Raw genomic sequence first — 23,852 nt, 5'->3', positions numbered from 1 at the left:
CCATGGACTTCTTCAGTGTCGTCTGGCTGGGCGCACCGGTGTGGATGTGGCTGGTGTTCCTGGCTGTCGTCGTCCTGCTGCTGGCCTTCGACCTGGGGGTCCTGCACCGCGATGACCACGTCATCGGCGTCAAGGAAAGCCTGAAACTCTCGGCACTCTACCTGACGGCCGGCTTGGCCTTCGGCCTCTGGGTCTGGCACGGCTTCGGCAGCGAAAAGGCGATGGAGTTCTACACCGGCTTCCTGATCGAGAAGAGTCTGTCGCTCGACAACATCTTCGTCATCTCGCTGATCTTCGCGACGCTGGCGATCCCCCCGCTCTACCAGCACCGCGTGCTGTTCTGGGGCATCCTGGGCGTGATCGTCACCCGCGGCATCATGATCGGCGCCGGCTCGGCCCTGGTGGCCAGCTATTACTGGGTGCTCTACATCTTCGGCGCGATCCTGGTCGTCACCGGCATCAAGATGCTGTTCGTGTCCGAGAACCCGGACAGCGTGCGCGACAGCGCCCTGCTGGCCTGGCTGCGGCGCCACCTGCGGGTGAGCGACACCACGCACGGCCACGACTTCCTGGTGCGCCTGCCCCACCCGTCGCAGCCGGGACGCAAGCTCTGGTACGCGACGCCGCTGCTGCTGGCGCTCCTGATGGTCGAGTTCACCGACGTCATCTTCGCGGTCGACAGCGTGCCGGCGATCTTCGCCATCACCAGCGACCCGTTCATCGTCTACACCTCGAACATCTTCGCGGTGCTGGGCCTGCGCGCCCTGTACTTCGCGCTGGCCGACGTGGTGCAGCGCTTCCGCTACCTGAAGTACTCGCTGGCGGCGGTGCTGGTGTTCATCGGCTCGAAGATCTTCCTGGGCGACTTCGTGTTCGGCGGCAAGGTGCCGGCCGGGCTGTCGCTGGCGGTGACGGCGGCGCTGATCGGGGCGGGTATCGCGTACTCGCTGTGGCGCAGCAAGGCGGACGCGGCGCCTGGGTGAGCAAGACCGTGAAAGGCGGGTAAAACCAGGCAAGACCGGGCCAAGGCTCGGTCTTGCCTGTTCTTCGTTCGTACCTCGTTCAGGCCCGGCGGAGCGCAAACAGTCGCGGCGGCAAAGAGAGTCAGCCGCGCAGCGCGCGCCAGGTCGCAAACCCGGCGATGCACAGCAGGATCGAGCCGCCCAAGTGCAGCAGCGTGTGCGCCAGCGCCCAGCCATACTGGCCGCGCTGCATGAGCGCCACGGATTCGCCCGAGAAGCTGGAGAATGTCGTCAGCCCGCCGAGGAAGCCGGTGACGACGAACAGGCGCCATTCGGGGCTGAGACCCGGGTGGTGCGAGAAGAAGCCGAGCGCGATGCCGATCAGGTAGCCGCCGACCAGGTTGGCCGCCAGCGTGCCGGCCTGGAGGTGGGCGTGGACGTTGGTCAGCCAGATGCCCAGTCCCCAGCGTAGCCAGGCGCCGAGCGCCGCGCCCGCCCCGACCGCGAGCCAGCTCAAGGGCGGGTCCTCATGCGCTCTTCCATTTGGCCTTGGCGCTGTCGTCCGACAGGCGCGCGTCGACCCAGCGCGCGCCGTCCGGCGTCTGTTCCTTCTTCCAGAACGGCGCGTCGGTCTTCAGGTAGTCGATGATGAACTCGCAGGCAGCAAACGCTTCGCCGCGGTGGGCGGCGCTGACGGCGACCAGCACGATCTGCTCCAGCGGCGCGAGCGGCCCGACGCGGTGGATCACCAGCGCGTTGTAGAGCGGCCAGCGCGCCTTCGCCTGCTCGACGATGTCCTCCAGCGCCTTTTCCGTCATGCCCGGGTAGTGTTCCAGCTCCATCTCGGAGACCGATGCGCCGTCGTTCATGTCGCGCACCGTGCCGACGAAACTGACCACGGCGCCGACGCGGGCGTCGCCCGCGCGCAGGCGCGCCAGCTCCTGGCCGAGGTCGAAGTCCCCGGCCTGTACCCTCACCTGGCTCATTTACCCTCCCCTGCCGTGCGCATGACGAGCTGTTCGAGACGCAGCGCGGTGCGCTCGTCGGCCATGGCCGGCAGGGCGATCAGCTGGCGCAGCCCGCCGCTCCTGTCGCCCTTGTGACCGTGCCGGTCGCCGGCCTTCAGGCTCGACTGCAGGGCCTCGACCTGGAGCTTCAGGCGCTCGCGCGCGAACTCGGCGCCGCTGTCGATGCCGTTTGCGACTTCCTGGCGCAGCAGTTCCTGCAGCAGCGTCGCGCGGTTCGCTTCCAGCAGGCGCGCATAGCCGGCGCGGTCGCCGCCCAGGGCGCCAAGCGCCGCCTCGAAGCGCGCGTCGAGCACGGCGTCGACCTCGGCGCCGGCCGGCAGCAGGGCCGCCCAGCGCTGGCGCCAGTCGTCGCTTGACACGTGCTGCTCTGGCTGGGCCAGCGAATCCTCAAGCTCCTGGCAGGCGCGCAGCTTGTCGCGCAGGGCGCCGGCCAGCGCCAGGCCGGCGGCGCGGCGCGCCACGTCGGCATGGTGCTGGACCTTGGCGACGGCTTCGTGGTAGCGCTTCTCGACCCGCGCCTCGTGGGCGCGCGGCACCGGGCCGATGGCGTGCCACTCGGCCGCGGCGTCGCGCAGCAGCTTGCCGGCGGTGGCGGGCGTGGCCTCGGGCGCGGCCGCTTCGAGGCGGGCGCTGATCGCTTCCTTGGCCGCCTCGTGGGCGCGGCGCTCGGCATCGAGCGCGTGCGCGCTTTCCTTGCGCCGTGCGAACAGCTCGTCGCAGGCGGCGCGGAAGCGCTGCCACAGCGCCTGCTCGGCCTTGCGTTCGAGCGGCAGCGCGCGCGCATGCTCCTGCCAGCGCGCCTGGATGTCGCGCAGGCGGTCGACCGCGTGGCGGTCGTGCGGGTCGATGGCGGCGACCTCGTCGATCAGTTCCTCACGCCCGGCCATTTCGCTCTTGCGCTGCTCTTCCAGCGGCCCCTGCAGCGTGGTGAGCGCGGCGGCGAACTGCTGGTCGAGGCGTTTCTTGTCCTTGCGGTCGATCGCGCCCAGGTGGCTCCAGGCCAGGCGCAGGCGCTGCACGGTGCCGGCCACGTGCTTCCAGTCGGCTTCGCCCGATTCCAGGCGCGCGATCTCGGCATTGGCCTCCAGCACGATCGCCTCGCCGCGCGCGGCGTTCGCGTGGCGCTCGTCGGCCAGGTGCTTGAAGTGGGCCGCCGCCGGCGCATAGGCCGTGCTGCAGGCGTTGTCGAAGCGCTCCCACAGGCTCTTCGGGGCGGCGCCGGAGAGGCTGTCGAGCGCCTTCCAGCGCTCGCGCATGCTGCCGACCTTCTTGGCCAGTTCGGCCATCGGCAGGTTCTGGGTGGACAGCGCCTCGACGGTCTTGATCAGTTCCTCGCGCGAGACGTTGCCGCCCCAGCGCGCCCAGTCCGACAGGCGCTTCAGTTCGGCGCGCAGGTGGTTCAGGCGCTCGGCCTGGGCGGCGGACAGGCGCATGCCCTTGCCCTTGCTGTCCTTCAGCGTCTTGTCGAGTTCGGCGGCGGTGCCGAGCGAGCCCTGCTGCAGGGCCGCTTCCAGCGCGTCCATGGTGTCGATGAAGGCCTGGTCGGCGCCCTTCGGCGGAGGTTTCGGAGCACGCGTGGGCGCCGCGGCGGCCGGGGCCGCCGCCGCTTCGCGCGGCTTGCGCTCGGGCTGCGGCAGGGTCGCCAGCCAGGCCTCGAAGCGTTCCTGCAGCGCGCCGGCGGCGGCGCCCTGCGGCAGGGCCGGCAACTTCAGCCAGGACTGGCGCAGCTTGTCGGCCTGCAGTTCGGCCACCGGCTGGGCCTGCCACTCGGCGAGCGCGGCTTCGCGCGCGGCGAAGGCCGCCTGGGCCTGTTCCAGCGTCGCCAGGCTGGCGCGCAGGCGTCCCAGCTCGGTGCCGAACTCGGCCACCAGGGTGCGCGGCAGCGAGGCCTGCTCGGGCGCGGCCAGGGCGGCCTCCTGTTGCTGGGCCATGTTTTCCAGCTGCGCGGCCAGCTCGGGGGCGGCGAGGCCGGCCGTCTCGAGCGCGCGCAGCGCGGCCAGGCGGTCGATCATGGCGCGCTGCAGCTGCACCTGGGCTTCCAGGCGCGCGCCGAGCCGGGTGCGCAGGGCGGCGAATTCCTCGGCCAGTTCGGGGGCGGCGATGACCGACCACTTGCGGTCGAGCTCGGCCACGTGGTTGGGCGTGAGCAAGGCGTCCTGCAGCAGGCTGCGCGCCTGGGCCAGGGTGGCCTGGCCGCGCGCCAGTTCGGCGTCGTGGTGGCGGATCGCGTCGAGGCGCGCCTGCATCAGCTTGGCGACGCGGCGGTCGAGGTTGCGCATCGCCCCGTGCACGCGCTCCAGGGCCGCACGGCTGTGGACGTGCTCGGCGGCGGCCAGGCGCAGTTCGGAAAAATCGGAGCGGAGGATGAATTCCACGGCGCGCGTTTCATCGCCGTCGAGCTGGCGCAATTGTTCGGCCTGCTGCTCGCGCTCCTGCTGGGACGGCTTCGGCTGGGCCGGACTCTGCTGGGCGGCGCCCTGCCCGGCCTGCGCGTCGGCCACGCCCTTCGCGCCCTTGCCGGCAGGCTTGGCTGCCGCCGCGGCCGGCGACTTGCCGGGCTTCTCGCCCTGGCGCTTGAATAGGAATTCGAACATGATGAAATCGCACTTCCAAAACCGCCATCATAACAAAGAACGATGGCGGCCTTTTCGAGCGCACCCGGCAGGCGCGCGCCCGGTCAGCGCGCCCCAGGTGCCGGGCCTGCCGGCGGGCGCCTGGTCCGCCGTGCCGGCCGGGTCGCGCGGACGGGAATCGGCGGCGCTGCGGGCGGGCGTCGGGGCCGCGATCGGTTTGCGATCGGCCTGCAGATTGCAGACCATTCGGTGGCGATTCTCTGGCAACCGTCCGATGACTGGTCAAATAAAGAATCCGGTAAAGGCCGCGTCGTGTTGGCGTCCATGAGGCGCCGCGTCTGCGCATCGTTCACGCGTGGGCACGGGGTGCCCACCCTACGGTTCTGCGTCTGCTCATCGTTCACGCGTGGGCACGGGGTGCCCACCCTACGGTTCCCGCGTGGGCACATCATCGATGCCACCACCCTATGACTTGAATCAAGCCATGCACAAAAACCGGCCTCGCTAGTGCATGTAGGACACCGGCGCACCTTGCCGATGAGCATGCTCGACACGTGCGGGACGGCTGGCAGGCGGCGCGGCCAAGCGGCCGCGGTGTTCCTGGCGGTAGGCATCGTAGACCAGCATCTGGTGTGCCATGGCAAACCAGGTTTCGCCCGCGATGGCGGCGCGCGCCACCGGGAACAGCTCCAGCTCCTCGCGCTCGAAGCGCTGCATCAGCGCGGCGCAAAAGCGCTCGACGGCCGTGCAGAACGCCTCGACGCGCTCCTCGTTGTCGATGCCGCCCTGCGCCAGGCGCCGGGCGCTGCCCAGGGCTTCGGCCGCGTCGCGGCTGAGCTGGTCGAGCCCGGCCACCAGCGCTTCGGCGCCGCTGCTGGCGCGGCGCAAGGCCGGCAGCAGGAAGTTGTCGAGCTTGCGGCGCTGGCATTGTTCGTAGAGGCCGCGCAGGGTATCGCAGACGTACTCGGCCTGGCCATCCGTGAGCGCGGTCTGGCGCGCATAGCTTTTCTGGACGAGTTGCTGCACGGCGTGCAGGCTGACGCGCATATTCGTTTGCTCGACGGACAGCGCTACGAGCGTATAGGTCGCGGTTAGCATTCGGTCTCCTCTCGGCGTCCATACGCACGCCCATGCTCCACGCGGAAGCATGCGGCCTGGCAGGACATACTGGTTTTGAACAGGCTGGGTGGTGATTGTTTGCTTTGTTTTGCTTCTCTTCAGCCTGAAGGAACTAGTAGTGTAAGGAGCCACCCCCGCATGGCGTTTGATCTGCCGCAAACATGCAGGGGTCGGGCCGGAGAATCCGGTCAACCGCCGCGCGGGCCGTGCGTTCGGGCTTCGTTGGCTTTTACCAACGCGCGCTGTAGTCTTCGGCTAGTCCTGTCAGCCCGGAAACCTTGCAGGCCGGCGCATCGGGCCCGGCCTTGACCCAGCCGTCGAAGCGGCCCAGGTGCTGGGTCAGGCGGCTCTCCGCCAGCAGCAGGTTCTTGTCGTCGCGGCGCGTGCCTTCCGGCGTGAAACGCAGGTCGAGCAGGCCGTCGTTCGTGGCCATGGTCCAGGCGCCGCCGGGCTCGATGTCCGTGCGCACCGCCCCGAGCGGAACCAGTTCGCCGTCGATCCAGAGCGCGTTCTCGGCGTCGCCGAAGTAGCCGCTCTGCAGGTTCAGGCCCAGCCGGCGGTCGTGCGCCGAGATCCAGCGCCAGGCGGTGCGCCGCCCGAGCAGCCCGTTCGAATAATCGAAGCTGGCCACGCCGCCGTCCAGGCTGAAACGCCGCCCGCCGGCCTCGGCGCGGCCGGCCAGCAGCAGGCCGGGCGACTTCTGGGTCGTGTGCACGCTGCCGCCGTCGCAAACCTGCCCCACCGCCAGCAGGCGCGGCCCGGCGCCGCCGGATTTGGCGTCGTATCCGGCGCCATACTCGGCGTCGATCCGGAAACGTCCGGCGCGCAGCCGCAGCCGGTGGCCGCCGGCGCCGTCGGGCGCGATGGCGATGCGCCGTCCCGGCAGCGCGAACCAGGCCCCCTCGTCGGCCGTCGCGCCGACAAAGGCGGTGACGCCGGGCAGGCCGATCGGCGAAAAGGCATCCACGGTCTCGCCGCGGCCGCGGTCGAAGGCATAGGCGAAGGCGCTGTTGCTCCAGCCGATGTCGATGATCGCCAGCCCGACGAACAGCTCGTCGGTGACGAGCGAGACGAAATGCCAGCGCTTGTGGTGCAGGCGGCGCCAGAAGCGGCCGCGCGCATGGGGCGGCGCCAGTTGCGCCCAGGCCGGCGCGCCCGGGGCGCCCTGGTAGCGCCCGAACAAGGGCTGGCCGCCGGCGTCGACGAGCTGGCGCGGGGCGCTGGGCAGCCTCATGCCGCCACCGGCCGCGCTGGCCCCGCCCGCATGTCCAGCGCCTGCGCCAACGCCTGCGCCAGGCGCCCACCGAGCGCTTCCGGCTCGGCGCGCCCGACGTGGACCTGCTCGCAGCCGTGCCAGCGCGCGCAGCGCAGCAGCGCGGCGGCGACCTCGCGCACCAGGGCCTCGCTGGCGCGCACGCCCGGCTCGAACAGCGCGGCCTTGACCTCGAACGTGCCGGTGCGGCGGTGCGCCTTGGCGTCGATGCGCCCCACCAGCGCGCCGCGGCGCAGGACCGGCAACGTGAAGTAGCCGTAGCGCCGCTTCGGGGCCGGCGTGTAGCACTCGAGCCGGTAGTCGAAGCCGAACAGTTCCAGGGCGCGGCGCCGGTCCCAGACCACCGGGTCGAAGGGCGACAGGATGGTGGTGAGCGTGGGCGCCAGCAGGCCCTCGGCCGCCAGGCGCGCTTCCTCGGCATGGTCGGGATGGATGTAGACCGGCTCGCGCCAATCCTCGACCCGGGCGCGCAGCAGCAGGCCGGCGTCGACCAGCGCCTCAAGGTCGACGTGGGGCCGCCGGGTGCGGTGGTAGTCGGGAATCCAGGCGGCGCGGGCCAGCCCGAGCGCGCGCACCGCACGCAGGGCGAAGGTGCGCCTGACTTCGGGCAGCGGCGGCATGCGCGCATCGTCCCAGCCGGGCAGCACGCGCTCGGCCAGGTCGTAGACGCGCTGGAAGTTGTGGCGGCGCGCGATCATCAGCGCGCCCGCGGTGAACAGCACTTCGAGCGAGCGCTTCTCGGGCTTCCACTCCCACCAGCCGCCGCTCTTGCCGTCGGTGCGCTCGAAGTCGGACGAGCGCACCGGCCCGTGCCCGCGGATATGGGCCAGCAGCGCCGCCACCTCGCCGGCGCGCTCGCGCATCCAGGTGGCCGAGTATTTCCAGCCCATCGCCGCCGGATCGAGCATGCGGTGCCGGTACAGGCCGTAGTCCTCGATCGGCAGGAAACAGGCCTCATGCGCCCAGTACTCGAACAGCTGCCCTTCGGCCAGCAGTTCGTCCAGCCACGCGGGCCGGTAATCGCCCAGCCGGCTCCACAGGACCAGGTAGGGACTGCGAGCGACGACGTTGATGGTGTCGATTTGCAACATGCCCATGCGGCGGATCGTGTCCAGCACGTCGGCCTTGACGGCCTTGCGCCGGCGCGGCTGCAGCAGCCCCTGGGCCGCCAGGTGCAGGGCGCGCGCCGCGTTGATGGATAGGTGCATTTCAGACATGTAAATATTCTAATGAAGTTCAGCAAGCCTTGCCGCCCTCCGCAGGGAAAATTTTTGCAGCCTGCTTTGAAGCTTGTCTCCAGCTGCGCTATAGTTCAGCCGATTCCCGACCTCCCCATCTCCCTCCCCATGCGGCTGTTGCACACCTCCGACTGGCATCTCGGCCAGACCCTGCACAATTACGACCGGACCTACGAACACCAGTGCTTCCTCGACTGGCTGCTCGACACCATCGTGGCCGAAGACGTCGACGCGCTCCTGATCGCGGGCGACATCTTCGACAACACGAACCCGTCGTCCGCCGCCCAGCGCCAGCTCTACGGCTTCCTGCAGCGGGCCAAGGCGCGCACGCCGCACCTGCAGATCGTCGTCATCGCCGGCAACCACGATTCGCCGGGACGGCTGGAAGCGCCGGGACCGCTGCTGGAAGCCCACGGCACGGTCGTGATCGGCAACGTGGTGCGCGCCAGCGACGGCGCCGTCGACCTCGAACGCCTGCTGGTGCCGCTGCGCGACCGCAGCGGGGAAATCAAGGCCTGGTGCCTCGGCATTCCCTTCCTGCGCCCGGGCGACGTGCCGCGCGTGGAGGTCGAGGGCGACGCCTACCTGAACGGCATCGCCGAACTCTACCGCCAGGCCTTCGAGCTGGCGCGCAGCCGCCGCGCCGAGGGGCAGGCGATCCTGGCGATGGGCCACTGCCACATGGTCGACGGCCAGTCCTCGAACGACTCCGAGCGCCGCATCGTCATCGGCGGCACCGAGGCCCTGCCGGCCTCGATGTTCGCGCCCGAGATCGCCTACGCCGCGCTGGGCCACCTGCACCTGGCCCAGCGCGTCGGCAAGAAGGAACACCTGCGCTATTGCGGCAGTCCGCTGCCGATGTCGTTCGCCGAAGTCGCCTACCACCACCAGGTACTGCGCATCGACCTCGAGGGCGCCGTCGCGAAGGAAGTCACCCCGATCCACGTTCCGCGCGCGGTCGAGCTGCTGCGCGTGCCGGCCAAACCCGCGCCCCTGCCCGAGGTGCTGGCCGCGCTCGAAGCCCTGGAACTGGACCCCGAATTGCCGCCGGCCTGCCATCCCTACCTGGAGGTACGCGTGCTGCTCGACGGTCCGGAGCCGGGCCTGCGCGCCCAGGTCGAGGCGGCGATCGCCGGCAAGCCGGTGCGCCTGGCGAAGATCGAGCCGACCCGCAAGAGCGTCGGGCCGGCGCAAGCCGCCGACGCGCTCACCCTCGACCAATTGGCCGAGCTGAAGCCCGACGACATCTTCCGCCGCCTGTGGCAGCAGCGCTTCGGCGAGGATGCGCCGGACGAACAATTGTCTGCTTTCGCCGAACTTATGTTGAGCGACGACAAGGAGGGCGCATGAGGATCCTGCGCATCGCCGGCCGCAACCTGGCCTCGCTGGCCGGCGACTTTAACGTCGACTTCGAAGCCGAACCGCTGGCCTCGAGCGGTCTGTTCGCCATCAGCGGCCCGACCGGCGCCGGTAAAAGCACCCTGCTCGACGCCCTTTGCCTGGCGCTCTATGGCAACACGCCGCGCCTGCCGAAGAGCGGCGGCCGCGGCGCCGGCACCCTGCCGGACGCCGGCGGCGAAAGCGTCTCCACCTTCGACCCGCGCAACCTGCTGCGGCGCGGCACCGCCGAGGGCCATGCCGAAGTCGACTTCGTCGGCAACGACGGCCTGCGCTACCGCGCGCGCTGGAGCGTGCGCCGCTCGCGCAACAAGGTCGGCGGCCTGCTGCAGCCGCCGACCATGAGCCTGCACCGCCTGCCCGAGATGGCGCCGCTAGGCGCGACCAAGACCGAGGCGGCGCAGGAGATCGCGCAGCGCGTCGGCCTCTCGTTCGAGCAGTTCACGCGTTCGGTGCTGCTGGCCCAGAACGAGTTTTCGGCCTTCCTGAAGACCGACGAGAACGAGCGCGGCGAGCTGCTCGAAACCCTGACCGGCAGCGCCGTCTACAGCGAGATCTCGAAGCGCGCCTACGAGCGCTACAAGCTCGAACAGGAAGCCGTGCGCCGCCTCACCGCGCGCCTGGCCGACCAGGCCCCGCTGGCGGCCGAAGCGCGCGCCGAACTCGATGGCGCGCATGCGGCCGCGGAAGAATCCTTGCAGGCGGTCGAAGTACGCCGCACCCTGCTCGAAACCCAACTGCGCTGGCACCAGGAGCGCGACCGGCTGCGCCGCGGCGAAGCCGAGGCCGAAGGCACGCTGGCCGAAGCGAAGGCCCGGCTGGAGACGGCCGGTGCACGCCGCATCCACTTGGCCACCCTGGACGAGGTGCAGGCCGCGCGCCCCATGATGGCGGAACTGGCGCGCCTGGAAAAGGAAAGGGTCGACACCGAGACGGCGCTTGCCAATGGCCAGCGCGAACTGCAGCGCGTGCAGGACGCGGCGCGCCAGGCGGTGCTCGAGGTGCAGGCGGCCCAGGATGCCCTGCAGGCGCAGGAAGCGGCGCAGGGCGAAGCCGCGCCCCGACTGGACGCGGCCAAGGCGCTCGACGCCACCATCGCCACCCTGGCCGACGCGCACCGGAAAACCAGCCAGCAGCGCGACGAGGCCGCGGCGCAGTCGCAGGGCGCCCAGGCCGCGCTGGCGCAAGCGAAGGGCCAGCTCGACACCACGCGCGCGGCCGAGGCGCGCAGCGCCGCCTGGATCGACAGCCACCGCCGCCTGGAAACGCTGGCGGCGCAATGGCCGCACTGGGACAAGCTGTTCGCCAGGGCCGAGGCAGCCGCGCACGAGGAACGCACCAGTGCCGCGCGGCTGGCCCAGGCCGAACGCACCCTGGTCGATGCCGCCGCCCGCGCCGCGGCCGCCCAGGAAGGCGTCGAGGCAGCCGCGGCGCGCATCGGGCAGCTCGACACCGCACGCCAGGCGGCGCAACAGGCCTTGGCCGAATTCGACCTCGGCGCCCTGCTCGACGAGCGCGACGCCCTGGAAGGGCGGCGCGACGCCCTGTCCAGCGCCGAGAAGATCTGGCACGGGCTGGCGGCCGCGCGCCAGCACCTGCAGCGCATCGATGCCGAGCGCGAACGCAGCAGCGCCGCGCGCGACACGGCCCGGGCGGCGCTGGCGGCGGCCAGCGCGGCGGCGCCCGCCCTGGCCGCGGCCAGCGACCAGGCCGAAGCTGCCCTGAGCGCCGCCGAGCTGGCCTGCGCGGCCAAGGTCGAGGACCTGCGCGCCACCCTGCAGGACGATGAACCCTGCCCCGTCTGCGGCAGCGCGGAACATCCCTACGCCCATCCGGACGTGCGCCTGCACGCCGTGCTCGACGCCCTGCGCCGGCAGGTGGAACGCCAGCGCGCCGAGGTGCGCGCCAACCTGTCGGCCCAGGCCGCGCGCCGCGCCGAACTGGCGGCAAGCGAGGAACGCCTGGAAGCGCTGCTGGAGGAACGCCCCGGCCTGGCCGAAGACGCCGCCATGCTCGAACAGGCCTGGAACGATCACCCGCTGGCGCCTGAAGCGCCGGTCGAAGCGCGGCGCGCCGACTGGTTCGGCGCCGAGCTGAACGCGGTGCGCGAAGCCCTGCGCGCGATCGACCTGCGCCAGCAGGCGGCGCGCAAGGCGGCCCAGGCGCGCGACGCGGCGCAGGCGGCCTTCGATGCCGGCCAGGCCGAGCACAAGCGCCAGCAGGACCATGCCCAGGCGGCGCGCAGCGCCCACCAGGACGCCGTGCACGCACGCCAGTCGCTGGCCGAAGCGGCCGCGCGCGATGGCGCCCTGCTCGCGGGACTGCTGGCCGAACTCGATCCGGTGCTGAGCGCGGCCTGCGGCGACGGCTGGCAGGACGGCTGGCGCGCCGACCCGGCCGCCTGCCACCGCGAGCGCGGCGCCGAGGTGGCGGCCTGGCAGGCGCAATCCGAACAACTGGCCCGCCACCGCGCCGCCCTGGCCGAGCTCGACGCCGCCGCGCGCGATGCCGGCCTGCGCGCGGAACACGCCGCCAATGCCGCCGCCGCCGCGCAGGATGCCTGGACGCGCAGCGAGGCGGCGCTGGCCGGACGCCGCCGCGAACGCGCGGCGCTGTTCGAGGGCCGCGCGGTGCAGGAAGTCGAAGAAGCCCTGCGCCGTCGGCTCGCCGCCGCGCGCGACGCCCTGGCCGCGCGCCAGGGCGCCGCCAACGAGGCGGCCCAGCTGGAAACGCGCATCCGCACCGGCATCGTCCAGACCGGCGAGCGCATCGCCGTCCTGCAGGACGAAGCGCGGGATGCGGCAACCAGGCTGGCCGACTGGCTCGAGGACTACGCCGCCCACCACGACGACCTGGAGCCAATCGAGAACCAGGCCGCGCTGGCCAGCCTGCTCGCGGTCGGCGCGCACTGGATCAGCGCCGAGCGGACCGAACTGGCCGAGCTCGACGGCGCGGTGGCGAAGATGGCGACCGTGCTGGCCGAACGCGGCAAGGAACGCCTCCGGCACGAGGAAAGCGCCGACCCGCAGGCGGCGGCGCGCGAGATCGACGCGGTGGCGGCCGAACTCGAGACCGTCTCGGCGGAGCGCAAGGCGGCGCACGAGCAGGCCGCCGCACTGCGCCTGCAGGTGGCCCAGGACGAGGAACGCCGGGTCAAGGCCGAGGCCATGCTGGCCGAGATCGAGCGGCAGCAGGCGATCGAGGCGCGCTGGGGCAAGCTGGCCGAATTGATCGGATCGGCCGACGGCAAGAAGTTCCGCAACTACGCCCAGCAGTTCACCCTGGAGGTGCTGCTCGGCTACGCCAACAGCCACCTGGCCCAGCTGGCGAAGCGCTATCGCCTCGAGCGCGTCGACAATCTTGGGGCCCCATCGCTGGCCCTGCTGGTGCGCGACCACGACATGGGCGGCGAGATCCGTTCGGTCAATTCGCTCTCCGGCGGCGAATCCTTCCTGGTGTCGCTGGCCCTGGCCCTGGGCCTGGCCTCGCTGTCCTCGAACCGGGTCCGGGTCGAATCGCTGTTCATCGACGAGGGCTTCGGCTCGCTCGACAGCGCGACCCTGGGCGTGGCCATGGACGCGCTCGACGCCCTGCAGTCGATGGGCCGCAAGGTCGGCGTGATCTCGCACGTGCACGAGATGACGGAGCGGATCGCGGCCAAGATCCAGGTGCGGCCGAACGGCGGCGGCAGCAGCGCGATCAGCGTCGGGGTGTGAAGGCGCGCGCCCGGAGCGATCGTTACTGCGGCGGCTGCCCGTTCGACGCCATCAAGCCGGCGTCCACCGGCAGGTTGACGCCCGTGACAAGGCGCGCGTCCTCGCTGGCCAGGAAGGCGATCGCCGCCGCGACGCCGTCCGCGTCCTCGGGCGCGCCGAGCGGCATGCGTTCCCTGAACTTGGCGATCAGTTCCGGATCGCTCATCATGTCCTGGGTCATGCCGGTGTCCGTGAAGCTCGGATTGACCGCGTTCACGCGCACGCCATCCTTGCCCGCATCCATCGCCATCGCGCGCACCATGTTACTGACCGCGCCCTTCGAGGTGTTGTAGGCGAACAGGTTCCAGTCGCCGCCCAGCCCCGAGACCGAGGAGGTCATGACGATCGATCCGCGGGTCTTGACCAGTTCCGGCATCGCCGCCTTGGCCATGTGGAAGTAGCCGGCCACATTGACCGCCATGACGCGCGCGAAGTCTTCCTCGCTCGTCTGCATGATGTCGCCCTCGGTGGCCACGCCGGCGTTGTTGATCAGGATATGCAGGCCGCCGAAATGCTCGACGGCCGCCTTGACGGCCGCGGCCGCCGTGTCCTGGTCGGCGGTATCGCCGACCTGCGCCAGCACGCGCTCTTGCGGCAGGCTGGCCGCCGCTTGCTTCAGCTTGTCTTCGTCGATGTCGAGCATCAGCACGCGGGCGCCTTCGTCCAGGAAGCGCCGGGCGGCGGCCAGGCCGATGCCGGAAGCGGCGCCGGTGACGAGGACGGTCTTGTCTTTGAAGCGGTACATATTTTCTCCTCACGTGGTCCGAATCGTTGACGAAAGCCTTGCAACGACGATAACACAGCGTTGCAAACACGGTTTTTCGGTTCCGGAGCAAGGACAGGCTCCCGTACCGCGCCAGGCGCATGCATTCGATACCGGAAGAGGTGTTTCGAATTTAATATGCCGCTTTCGGTTCGACTTTTCAGGATAGCTGGCGATGGCAAACGACGCGGATTACCCTGGCGCGGCCGCGCGCCGCTTGTTCCGGAACGGTGTATTGGCCGTGTTGCTGCTGGCAAGCGTGCCGCCGGCACTGGCCACCCCGGCGCCGCCGCTGGCGCCCCTGCTGCGCCAGGCCGACATGACGGTGACGGTACAGCTGATCGAAGCAAAAAACGGCGTGGTCAGCAAGATCACCACGCTGTGCAAGGTCAGCGGCAAGATTCCCGTCTATGCCAATAGCGACTCACCGGCTTCCTGGCCGAAGGTCTGGCTCGAGGCCGAGATCGAGATCGTCGATTGATGCGGCCTGCCGGACGCGCGCCATCCTTGTACAATGCGCGCTTTGCATTCAATACGCCCGGACACCCATGAAACCCGCCCGCACCCTCACCTTCAAATGCGCCAAGTGCGCCAAGCCCGTCACCGTGTACCTGCAGAAGGTCTCGGCCTGCTCGCACATCCAGCCTTACCAGGGCATCTGCGGCTGCGGCGAAGTCAAGCTGCACGCGACCGGCAACGCGGACGCCGTGAAGTCCTTCCTCGCATCGAACGGCACCGACTGGCACCATCATCACTAAGCACATGATGCGCATCGAATGGACAGAAGGCGGGGTCGAAGGCGGCGAACAGCGCTCGGCGCTGTGGCGCTCCGAGAGCGGCTGGCCGGCGCCGAAGAAAATCGTGATCGCCGACGACACCATGGCCGCCGACACGGCCTACCGCCTGGCGCTGGACGGCACCGCCCTGCTCTGGCGCGGCGACTTCCAGAACGCGCGCCAGCTGGTGCAGGCGCTGGCGCGCCGCATCGACCATAAAGGTTCGCGATCCAGGCGCGCCAAGGCAAGCAAGGCGCCGGCCACGCCGACCGAGCAGTTCCACCGCCATCGCCTGGCCCAGCTGCAGCGCGCCCGCACGCTGGCCATGCTGCTGATTCCTTTCGATGCCGATTACACGATTCCGCTGCGCCGCGCGCCGGACGTGCAGGAAGCCTGTCTCGAGGCCTGGGGACCGTCGACCGAGCCCTGCGTGGCCTCGCTGCGCGAATTGCTGGGCCTGATCGGCGCCCATGAGTGGCGCCGCAAGGGCGTGCCCATCCCGGCGCTGGACGAGCGCATCCACCCCTGGTACGGCGTGTTCTCGCCGGTGCGCGGCGAATACGTCGAGCTGGTGGCGCAGGCGCCGCTGCCGCCGCAGGCGAAGCTGGCCTTCGACATCGGCGCCGGCACCGGCGTGCTGTCGAGCGTGCTGGCGCGGCGCGGCCTGCCGCGCGTGGTCGCGACCGACATGGACGAGCGCGCGCTCGGCTGCGCCCGCGAGAACGTCGAACGCCTGGGCCTGTCGAAACAGGTGGAGATCGTCAAGGCCGACCTGTTCCCGGAAGGCCAGGCCGATGTCGTGGTCTGCAATCCGCCCTGGCTGCCGGGCAAACCGAGTTCCGCCATCGAGTATGCGATCTACGATCCGGACAGCCGCATGCTGCGCGGCTTCCTGGGCGGCTTGAAGAATCATTTGGCGCCGGGCGGCGAAGGCTGGCTGATCCTGTCGGATCTCGCCGAGCACCTGGGCCTGCGCACGCGCGAGCAGCTGCTGGGCTGGATCGCGGCGGCGGGCCTGGCAGTTGCCGGGCGCCATGACGTGCGTCCGACCCATGCGAAAGCCTTCGATGCCGAGGATCCGCTGCACGCGGCGCGCTCGGCCGAGGTGACGTCGCTGTGGCGCCTGCGCGTCGCCTGACACCTGCTTGCGCGGCGTCCTAAAGCTTCGATTTGCGTCAGGCCGCCAGACGCGGTACAATGCTTACCTCAGACGCGGGGTGGAGCAGTCTGGCAGCTCGTCGGGCTCATAACCCGAAGGTCACAGGTTCAAATCCTGTCCCCGCAACCAAACACTTAGCACCAATCAGTAAAAAACGAGCCCGACTCTTGTAGCCGGGCTTTTGTTTTCTGGGGCAGCCGCACTGACATCAGTTGAGCCAGATGAGAGACAAGAAAGACAACGCGACGATCGACTTGCCGGGTTTCGAACCGGCCGCACCGCTGGTCGCTGCCGCTGTCGTTCACGCCGTCGCTCCGAATACTGAGCCCAAGCGCACTCCCCGTCCCCGTCGCGCCGCGATGAAGCAAGAGCAGCTCACCCTGCTTGAAGAAACCGACACCACCGGCCTGCCTGTCTGGCGCCGCGACGACAACCTCGATTTGACCGGCTTGCCGGTCTGGGCGCCGGCGACTCCGGCATAACGCCGGAAACCATGCACACTCCCTTCTCTTCGCTCGCGCTCGCGCCGCAATTCCTGTCCAACCTCGACATCCTCGGCTATCGCGAGATGACGCCGATCCAGGCCGAGAGCCTGCCCGCCGTACTGGAAGGCCGCGACCTGATTGCCCAGGCCGCCACCGGCAGCGGCAAGACCGCCGCCTTCGGCATCGGCATCCTGCACAAGCTCAATCCGGCCTGGTTCGCGGTCCAGGGCCTGGTCATGTGCCCGACGCGCGAACTGGCCGACCAGGTCGCGGGCGAACTGCGGCGCCTGGCGCGCGGCGTCGGCAACGTCAAGATCCTGACGCTCACCGGCGGCATCGCGATGCGCCCGCAGATCGCCTCGCTCGAGCATGGCGCCCACATCGTGGTCGGCACCCCGGGCCGCATCCGCGACCACCTGGGCCGCGGCACGCTCGACCTGTCGCGCGTGCAGACCCTGGTGCTGGACGAAGCCGACCGCATGACCGACATGGGTTTCTACGACGAGATCGCGAACATCGTGCGCGCCTGCCCCGAGCGGCGCCAGACCCTGCTGTTCTCGGCGACCTACCCGGACGACATCCGCCATGCCACCGCCGGCTTCCTGCGCGACCCGCTGGAGGTGGTGGTCGAGAGCCGGCACGACAACTCCACCATCGAGCAGCGCTTCTACGAAGTCGACTTCGGCGAGCGCGACGCGGCGGTGGCGCGCCTGCTGCGCCACTTCCGCCCGGTCTCGACCCTGGCCTTCTGCAACACCAAGGCGCACTGCCGCGAGCTGGCCGACTCCCTGCGCGAACAGGGCTTCTCGGCCCTCGCCCTGTACGGCGAACTCGAGCAGCGCGAGCGCGACGAGATCCTGGTGCTGTTCGCCAACCGCAGCTGCTCGGTGCTGGTGGCGACCGACGTCGCCGCGCGCGGCCTCGACATCGCCAACCTGGAAGCCGTGATCAACGTCGACGTCTCGAAGGACGCCGAAGTGCACGTGCACCGCATCGGCCGCACCGGCCGCGGCGGCGAGACCGGCCTGGCGCTGTCGCTGTGCGCGCCGAACGAGAAGAAGTGGGTGCGCTTGATCGAGGAGTACCAGGATGCCCCGGTGGCCTGGCACCAGCTCGACGAACTGGACGACGACGCGGCCGAGGCGACGGCACTGGCGGCGCCGATGGTCACGCTCGTCATCTCCGGCGGCAAGAAGGACAAGCTGCGCCCGGGCGACGTACTCGGCGCCCTGACCGGCGACGCCGGCCTCGTCAAGGACCAGGTCGGCAAGATCAACGTGACGGAGTTCCAGACCTATGTCGCGCTCGAACGCGGCGTGGCCGAGCAGGCGTTCCGCCGCCTGAACGCCGGCAACCGCCTGGGCCCGGAATTCGGCAGCTTCAAGGGCCGCAGTTTCAAGATGCGCTTCCTCGCGCTGTAAGCACAATGGCCACGAGGGCCGCGCACGGTTGAGCCGAAAGCGGCACGCTCGCCCCAAATCTGGCATAGTTTTGCTAAAAATAAACGATTAGCAAAATGACCAGTCACAGCACAGCCATCTACACCCCGTTCGCGGACGGACGCACGGTCCGCGATATCGTCGAGCACAGCCCCGCGCTCGTCACCGACGCGTGGTGCCGCCAGCTCCTGCGCCAGGTCCTGCAATCGCTCGAGCAGCAGTACGCCAGCGGCGCTCCGCAGCGTCCGATCACGCCGGACAGCGTCGTCATGCTCGACAGCGGCGAGGCCTTGCTGCTGCCCGCCCCCGACGTGCCGGAAACCTCGGCCGAAGCGAACCCCGGCGCCGACCTGCATGCGCTGGCGCTGGTGGTCCACTATGCGATCAGCGCCGAGCTGCCGCCCGAGGGCCCGCTCGGCCCGCGCCTCTACGACGACTACAGCGACCAGCTGACCCGGGCCATCGACCGCTGCCTCGGACCGAACGTGCGCCTGCGCCCGAAGAGCATCGCCGAGCTGCGCACGATGCTGGGGATCGAGGCCGAAACGGCGCCAGTCGCCATCGAGACCGCTTCCGTCGGCGAAGCCACGCCGGCCCCGGCCGCGACCGGCGCCGCTCCGGTCTTCGACCAGCGCGACCCGGAAATCACGGCAACGCCGCAGCCGGTGCCGGAAGAGGCCTTCGCCTTCCACGAACGGGGCCGGGAGCGCGCCGCGGTCCCGCATAACACCCCGGCTCCGGACGACGCCACGATCGCGCTGGACAGCGCCGCGGATGCGCCGACCATGACCGCGCCGGACGCGAGCGCGGCCACGCCAGGGCGGCCGCAGCCGGCTCCCGACGCATTCGCGCGCCCCGTCCTGGCCGCCACGCCGCTGAAACCGTCGTCCCACCCCGCGACGCCGGCCGCGGCCATGCAAGCCAGGCCGCGCCCGCAGGCGCCGGCGCCGGCGCCGCGCGCCAGGAGCGGACTGGAACGCTGGGCCATGGTCGCCGGCGCCGCCGTCGTGCTGATCGCGGCCGGCGGTGCGCTGTACGCGCACCTGAACCAGGACAAGCCGGCGGACATGGTGGCCCTGGCGCTGCCGCCGCAAGAAAAGGCCGCACGCGGCCTGGACGCCGGCGAAGCCCTGGTCGCGCCGGCCGGCGAAGCCGCCAGCCCCGCCCAGGCGGATACCGCCGGCCAGCCTGCCACGGCGGACGCGGCGGCTGCGGCGGCGCCCGACGCGAACCAGGCCGCCCTGCCGCTCAGCGCGGCCGCGCCCGGCGCCGTGCGCCACGCCGACGCCGTCGTCAACGGCACCACCTACAAATTGCTGATCAAGCCCTGGGGCATTGTCTACGTCAACGGCGTCGACCGCGGCGTCAGCCCGCCGGTCAAGCGCCTCACGCTCGGCCAGGGCGAGCACACGATCCGGATCGTCAACCCGAACTTTGCCGAGCATGTGATGACGGTCACGGCCGGCGGCGCGGAGAGCGCCGTCATCGAACACGATTTCACGGCTCCGGCCGAAGGAGGCAAATAAGGATGCAGCGTTTCCTGCAGCACCGTTTGTTATGGGCCGTGCTCGGCGCCAGCCTGCTTGGCGGCTGCGCCGAGCTGGCGCCCCTGTTCGAACGCCAGCCCGAGCGCAATCACCCGAAGACCGATGCCCGTCCGGAGGCACGCAACGACAGCCGTCCGCGCGCCGAGTCGCGCAGCGAGGCGGCCCCCGGGCGCGACCAGGTCGCGCTGCGCGAAGGTATCCGGCTCTACAACGAAGGCGACTTCAACGGCGCCATCAAGCGACTGACGTCAAGCGACATCCGCGGCGGCGCACCGCTGCGCACCCGCACCACCGCCCTCAAGTACACGGCGTTCAGCTATTGCGTCACCTCGCGCCCGAAGCAGTGCCAGCAAGCCTTCGAGAAGGCGCTCAAGATCGATCCCGACTTCAACCTGGAACCGGGCGAACAGGGCCACCCGCTGTGGGGGCCCGCCTTCGAGCGCGCCAGGAAGGGCTGACAGGGCTCCTCTGTCACGCCTTGACGTTGACCGAGGCCGGGAAGGTCGGCGCGCGGCGGCGGCGCGAGGCCTGCTCGTAGGCGTAGGCCATGCCGATCAGGCTGGCTTCCGTGTAGGCGCCGCCGACGAACGACAGGCCGACCGGCAAGCCGTGGGCCTGGCCGGCCGGCACCGTGATGTGCGGATAGCCCGCCACCGCGGCCGGCGACGAGAAGCTCATGCCGTAGTGGTCGCCCTTGATGTAGTCGGTGAGCCAGGCCAGGTCGTCGGTCGGGGCGACCAGCGCATCGAGGCGCTCCTCGCGCAGGATGCGGTCGATCCCCTCTTCGCGCGCGTAACGCAGGTTGTTGGCCAGCGCCTCGCGGTAGCCGCGGCTGTTCGGTCCCGGCTTGGCCTGGGCGGCGATCAGGTGCTCCTGGCCGAAATGCGGCATCTCGCGCGCGGCGTTCTTCTCGTTGAAGACGATCACGTCGGCCATGGTCTTCACCGGCGCGTGCGGCGCGTAGGCCGCGAGCCAGGCCTCCAGGTCGGGCCCGAACTCGTTCAGCAGCACCTCGAGCTCGGTCGCGCCGTACTTGTCGGTGTTCGGCAGCGTGACGTCGACCAGGACCGCGCCCTGGGCTTTCAGCACCGCCAGCTCCTTCTCGATGACCGCGTCCACGTCCGGATTGCCGCCGAAGAAATTGCGGGCGACACCGAGTCGCTTGCCTTGCAGGCCGTCCAGGCGCAGCGCCGCCGCATAGTCGCCGGCCTTGCCGGCGCTTTCCTTCGTCACCGCGTCCTCGCCGTCGACGCCGGTCATGGCGGCCAGCATCAGGGCGGCGTCGGCCACGCTGCGCGTCATCGGCCCCGCCGTGTCCTGCGAGTGCGCGATCGGGATGATGCCGCTGCGGCTGACCAGTCCCAGCGTGGGCTTGAGGCCGACCACGCCGCAGATCGCGGCGGGCGAGACGATCGAGCCGTCGGTCTCGGTGCCGACCGCCAGGGTCGCCAGGCTGGCGGCGATGGCCGCACCCGAGCCGGAACTCGAGCCGCTCGGATTGCGGTCGAGCGCATGGGGATTGCGGGTCTGACCGCCACGCCCGCTCCAACCCGACACCGAATGGGTCGAGCGCATGTTGGCCCATTCCGACAGGTTGGTCTTGCCGATGATGACGGCGCCGGCCGCGCGCAGGCGCTCGGCCACGAAGGCGTCGCGGCGGGCGCGCACGCCGTCCAGCGCCAGCGAGCCGGCGCTGGTGCACATCCGGTCGCCGGTCGCGATGTTGTCCTTCAACAGCACGGGAATGCCGTGCAGCGGTCCGCGCAGCTTGCCGGCGGCACGTTCGCGGTCGCGTTCGGCGGCGATTTTCAATGCGTCGGGATTGGTTTCGATGACGGCGTTCAGGCGCGGACCGGCCTTGTCGATTGCGGCGATGCGCGCCAGGTAGCGCCCCACCAGCGCCTGCGCGCTCAGCTTGCCGGCCGCCATGGCCGCCCCCTGCTCGCTGACGCCGGCCTCCAGGATGTCGGCCTCGGCGCGCGGGCGCGCTTTCGGCGCCACCGCCAGCGCCGGCGCGGAGCCCGTCAATGCGCCGGCGGCCATGCCGAGTCGAACGAAGTCCCTGCGATCCATGCCGTCTCCCTTATGTCGAATAAAACACCAGCATAGCAGCGCTTGCCTGTCGACACGCTTCGCCCCTTCCTGTCGTAGGGACGAAAAAAAACGCTGCCGTATGCGGGCAGCGTTTTTCTCTACAGGCAGCTCGATCAGTTACGAACGATCTTCTTGTATTCATTGGTGCGGGTGTCGATTTCGATGACGTCGTCGTTGCTGACGAACAGCGGCACTTGCACGGTGTGCTGGTGTGCTTCGATCGCGTTCTCGATCTTGGCTTCCTTCAGGACGTTGCCCGAAGTGTTGCCCTTGACTGCCGGCTCGGTGTAGACGACCTGGCGGGCGATGATGGTCGGCAGTTCGACCGAGATGGCCTTGCCGTCGTAGAACACGGCTTCGCATTCCATGCCGTCTTTCAGGTAGGCCAGCGCGTCGCCCAGGTTTTCTTCTTCGATTTCGTACTGGTTGTACTCTTCATCCATGAAGACGTACAGCGGGTCGGCGAAGTACGAGTAGGTCACCGGCTTCTTGTCCAGGATGACGACGTCGAACTTGTCGTCGCCGCGGAACACGTTTTCCAGCGGAGCATTGGTCAGAAGATTCTTCATCTTCCACTTGTAGGTGAAGCCCGTGCGGCTCGAGCCGTTGACGTCGGAACGCAGCACGATAAAAGGCTTCTCATCAACCATGATGATGTTGCCAACACGGATTTCTTTTGCGGGTTTCATATGGATTTATGATCGATAAAAGGGGTTGCAGTAACAGGGCATCATACCATGTAATGGGCGCCGCGCCTAACGAAGTGATCGGGCGAATTCCAGCAGGTTGCCCGCCAGGTCGCCGTTTTCCAACATTTGCGCTTCCCACGCGCGCGCGCGTTCCGCGATGCCCGGCAGTTCGTTTTTCAGGTCCGACCACAAGGCCGCCCAGTCCTCTGCGCCGGCCGCGCCGGGGCCGGCGCCGTTCCACTGCAGCGAGAAGGTCTTCAGGCTATCGAGGCCGGAGGCATAACGGTCCAGGAAGGCACGCAGTTTCTTGTGGTGCAGATTCTCTTCCTGGAAATAGATATGCCAGACGAAAGGCCGGCCGGCCCATTGCGCGCGCACCCAGGAATCCTCGCCGCGCACGAAGTTCAGGTCGCAGGCCCAGAGCAGGCGGTCGTAGTCGGGCTGGGCCACGAACGGCAGCACGCGCAGCGTCAGCGCGCCCCGCGTCGCGCTCGCGCCGGCCCGCGCGGGCGCGCCCAGGAAGGCTTGCACCGCCTCGGCCGCGACGCCCTCGGGCACCAGGCAGGCGATCGGCTGCGCGCTGTCCTGCCAGGCCTCGAACAATTCCGCCACCGGTGCGAACGGATAACAGAACAGCGATACCTTGAAGGCCGCGATTTCGGATTCGGCCAGGCCGAGGCCGCGCAGGAAGGCGTCGCGCCGCCCGGCGCCAGACTGGAAGGCGGCGCGCTCGCGGCCGAGCTCGCGCTCGCGCAGCAGGCCGCCGGTCTTGCTCGTGAAGCCGGGGAAGAAGAAATGCTTGGTCAGTTTCAGGCGCGGGTGCATCGACGGCAGGCGGTGGCAGCCCTCCACCCACTCCTCGGCGCTCAAGCCCTCGTAGTTCAGCCAGGCCGGACGCGGCTCGCGCCGGGCCATTGCCTCGACGTAGCCGGGAGGAAGATCGCAAGCGAAGAACTCGATGACGATGTCGTCCACCTGGTCCGGCGTGTAGGCGCCGTCCTGGCCGCGCCAGTGGCGCACGGCCACGCCCTGCACCTGCTGTAAATCGGCCTCCAGCGCCACCTCGGGACAGATGCGGCGAAAACTCGCCAGGTCGTCGACCCAGAGCGTGACGGCCACGCCGTGCTCGCGCTGCAACTGGCGCGCCATGCGCCAGCAGATGCCGATGTCGCCGTAGTTGTCGACGACCTTGCAGAAAATGGTGAGCGTCGGTGTGCGATCTGGATGGGAAGACATGTTCGATAGGGAGGCGCGGCAGGAGAAGCGCGCCATTCTATCCGATTTCATCGGCGCTACCAGGCGGAGGACTGCCGATTGCAACGCGAAAAAGCAAAAAGCCGCTCAAGGCGGCTTTTGCTTTGTACTGCCAATTACCATATTCTGGCGTCCCCACGGGGATTCGAACCCCGGTACTCACCGTGAAAGGGTGATGTCCTAGGCCTCTAGACGATGGGGACCTAAAACTGTTCCGATTACTACTTTACTGCACTTACCAAATTCTTGGCGTCCCCACGGGGATTCGAACCCCGGTACTCACCGTGAAAGGGTGATGTC

20 protein-coding genes and 3 tRNA genes (1 of these 23 running past the window's edge) are annotated in these 23,852 nt (G+C 69.7%); 11 read left to right on the top strand and 12 right to left on the bottom strand.

Going from position 1 to position 23,852, the window contains the following annotated elements:
• The first annotated feature begins 2 nt into the window (after positions 1-2).
• Positions 3-983, top strand: a complete 981-nt coding sequence (locus tag RT688_RS05795; protein ID WP_313703898.1) for a TerC family protein — start codon at positions 3-5, stop codon at positions 981-983.
• 121 nt (positions 984-1,104) lie between these two features.
• Here RT688_RS05795 and crcB read toward each other — a convergent pair whose 3' ends face one another.
• From crcB to RT688_RS05765, 6 genes are all read right to left on the bottom strand, one after another.
• Positions 1,105-1,479 carry a fluoride efflux transporter CrcB gene (crcB, locus tag RT688_RS05790; protein WP_313703897.1) on the bottom strand — a complete coding sequence of 125 codons (375 nt, stop codon included), beginning with the start codon at positions 1,477-1,479 and terminating at the stop codon, positions 1,105-1,107.
• Positions 1,480-1,489: 10 nt separating this feature from the next.
• Positions 1,490-1,948 (bottom strand): molybdopterin synthase catalytic subunit MoaE, encoded by a 459-nt coding sequence (gene moaE, locus RT688_RS05785; RefSeq protein ID WP_313703895.1) that lies wholly within the window; start codon positions 1,946-1,948, stop codon positions 1,490-1,492.
• Positions 1,945-4,584, bottom strand: a complete 2,640-nt coding sequence (locus RT688_RS05780) for a DUF349 domain-containing protein (protein ID WP_313703894.1) — start codon at positions 4,582-4,584, stop codon at positions 1,945-1,947. Before RT688_RS05780 ends, moaE begins: the two co-directional genes overlap by 4 nt.
• A gap of 483 nt (positions 4,585-5,067) precedes the next feature.
• A complete protein-coding gene (locus RT688_RS05775; RefSeq protein WP_313703893.1) occupies positions 5,068-5,661 on the bottom strand; it encodes a hypothetical protein in 594 nt (197 codons plus the stop codon).
• Between the two features lie 250 nt (positions 5,662-5,911).
• The gene (locus RT688_RS05770; protein ID WP_313703892.1) at positions 5,912-6,916 is read right to left on the bottom strand and encodes a DUF2804 domain-containing protein; all 1,005 of its coding nucleotides are present in this window, start codon (positions 6,914-6,916) and stop codon (positions 5,912-5,914) included.
• Positions 6,913-8,172, bottom strand: coding sequence for a winged helix-turn-helix domain-containing protein (locus tag RT688_RS05765; protein ID WP_313703891.1), 1,260 nt, complete (start codon positions 8,170-8,172; stop codon positions 6,913-6,915). Before RT688_RS05765 ends, RT688_RS05770 begins: the two co-directional genes overlap by 4 nt.
• Positions 8,173-8,301: 129 nt before the next feature.
• Here RT688_RS05765 and RT688_RS05760 point away from each other — a divergent pair, with 129 nt between their 5' ends.
• Together RT688_RS05760 and RT688_RS05755 are read left to right on the top strand one after the other, a co-directional pair.
• Positions 8,302-9,543 carry an exonuclease SbcCD subunit D C-terminal domain-containing protein gene (locus tag RT688_RS05760; protein WP_313703890.1) on the top strand — a complete coding sequence of 414 codons (1,242 nt, stop codon included), beginning with the start codon at positions 8,302-8,304 and terminating at the stop codon, positions 9,541-9,543.
• Positions 9,540-13,307, top strand: coding sequence for an AAA family ATPase (locus RT688_RS05755; protein ID WP_313703889.1), 3,768 nt, complete (start codon positions 9,540-9,542; stop codon positions 13,305-13,307). The genes RT688_RS05760 and RT688_RS05755 overlap by 4 nt, the downstream gene beginning before the upstream one ends.
• Positions 13,308-13,329: 22 nt before the next feature.
• Here the strand turns inward: RT688_RS05755 and RT688_RS05750 are convergent, their stop codons facing one another.
• A complete protein-coding gene (locus tag RT688_RS05750) occupies positions 13,330-14,091 on the bottom strand; it encodes a glucose 1-dehydrogenase (RefSeq protein ID WP_313703888.1) in 762 nt (253 codons plus the stop codon).
• Positions 14,092-14,284: 193 nt separating this feature from the next.
• On the opposite strand from RT688_RS05750, the gene RT688_RS05745 reads away from it, so the two are divergent.
• The 8 genes from RT688_RS05745 to RT688_RS05710 all read left to right on the top strand — a co-directional run bounded on the left by RT688_RS05745 (position 14,285) and on the right by RT688_RS05710 (position 19,973).
• Complete coding sequence (locus RT688_RS05745) at positions 14,285-14,590, top strand: hypothetical protein (RefSeq protein ID WP_313703887.1); 306 nt, start codon at positions 14,285-14,287, stop codon at positions 14,588-14,590.
• Positions 14,591-14,657: 67 nt separating this feature from the next.
• Entirely contained in the window at positions 14,658-14,867 is a 210-nt protein-coding gene (locus RT688_RS05740; protein WP_312553681.1) for a hypothetical protein, read from the top strand.
• Positions 14,868-14,871: 4 nt separating this feature from the next.
• Positions 14,872-16,023, top strand: a complete 1,152-nt coding sequence (locus tag RT688_RS05735) for a class I SAM-dependent methyltransferase (protein WP_313703886.1) — start codon at positions 14,872-14,874, stop codon at positions 16,021-16,023.
• Between the two features lie 73 nt (positions 16,024-16,096).
• Positions 16,097-16,173: transfer RNA gene (locus RT688_RS05730), tRNA-Met, on the top strand.
• Between the two features lie 92 nt (positions 16,174-16,265).
• Positions 16,266-16,526 (top strand): hypothetical protein, encoded by a 261-nt coding sequence (locus RT688_RS05725; RefSeq protein WP_313703885.1) that lies wholly within the window; start codon positions 16,266-16,268, stop codon positions 16,524-16,526.
• An 11-nt stretch (positions 16,527-16,537) separates the two neighbouring features.
• Entirely contained in the window at positions 16,538-17,950 is a 1,413-nt protein-coding gene (gene dbpA / locus RT688_RS05720; protein ID WP_313703884.1) for an ATP-dependent RNA helicase DbpA, read from the top strand.
• Between the two features lie 95 nt (positions 17,951-18,045).
• A complete protein-coding gene (locus RT688_RS05715) occupies positions 18,046-19,494 on the top strand; it encodes a hypothetical protein (protein ID WP_313703883.1) in 1,449 nt (482 codons plus the stop codon).
• Positions 19,495-19,496: 2 nt separating this feature from the next.
• Positions 19,497-19,973 (top strand): TssQ family T6SS-associated lipoprotein, encoded by a 477-nt coding sequence (locus tag RT688_RS05710; protein WP_313703882.1) that lies wholly within the window; start codon positions 19,497-19,499, stop codon positions 19,971-19,973.
• A gap of 13 nt (positions 19,974-19,986) precedes the next feature.
• Here RT688_RS05710 and RT688_RS05705 read toward each other — a convergent pair whose 3' ends face one another.
• The 5 genes from RT688_RS05705 to RT688_RS05685 form a co-directional block, all read right to left on the bottom strand.
• Positions 19,987-21,588: an amidase gene (locus RT688_RS05705; RefSeq protein WP_313703881.1), complete on the bottom strand. Its 1,602-nt coding sequence runs from the start codon at positions 21,586-21,588 to the stop codon at positions 19,987-19,989.
• Between the two features lie 134 nt (positions 21,589-21,722).
• Positions 21,723-22,298, bottom strand: a complete 576-nt coding sequence (locus RT688_RS05700; RefSeq protein ID WP_313703880.1) for an elongation factor P — start codon at positions 22,296-22,298, stop codon at positions 21,723-21,725.
• Positions 22,299-22,364: 66 nt separating this feature from the next.
• Positions 22,365-23,534 (bottom strand): elongation factor P maturation arginine rhamnosyltransferase EarP, encoded by a 1,170-nt coding sequence (gene earP / locus RT688_RS05695; RefSeq protein WP_313703979.1) that lies wholly within the window; start codon positions 23,532-23,534, stop codon positions 22,365-22,367.
• 145 nt (positions 23,535-23,679) lie between these two features.
• A tRNA-Glu gene (locus tag RT688_RS05690) sits at positions 23,680-23,755 on the bottom strand.
• A 44-nt stretch (positions 23,756-23,799) separates the two neighbouring features.
• Positions 23,800-23,852: transfer RNA gene (locus RT688_RS05685), tRNA-Ala, on the bottom strand (it continues 149 nt past the right edge of the window).

Origin of the sequence: Massilia sp. (genome assembly GCF_032106685.1) — a bacterium.
GTDB lineage: Bacteria > Pseudomonadota > Gammaproteobacteria > Burkholderiales > Burkholderiaceae_D > Telluria.
Note: the sequence above shows the minus strand (reverse complement) of the source record. Positions and strands in the feature narration are given on the sequence as shown.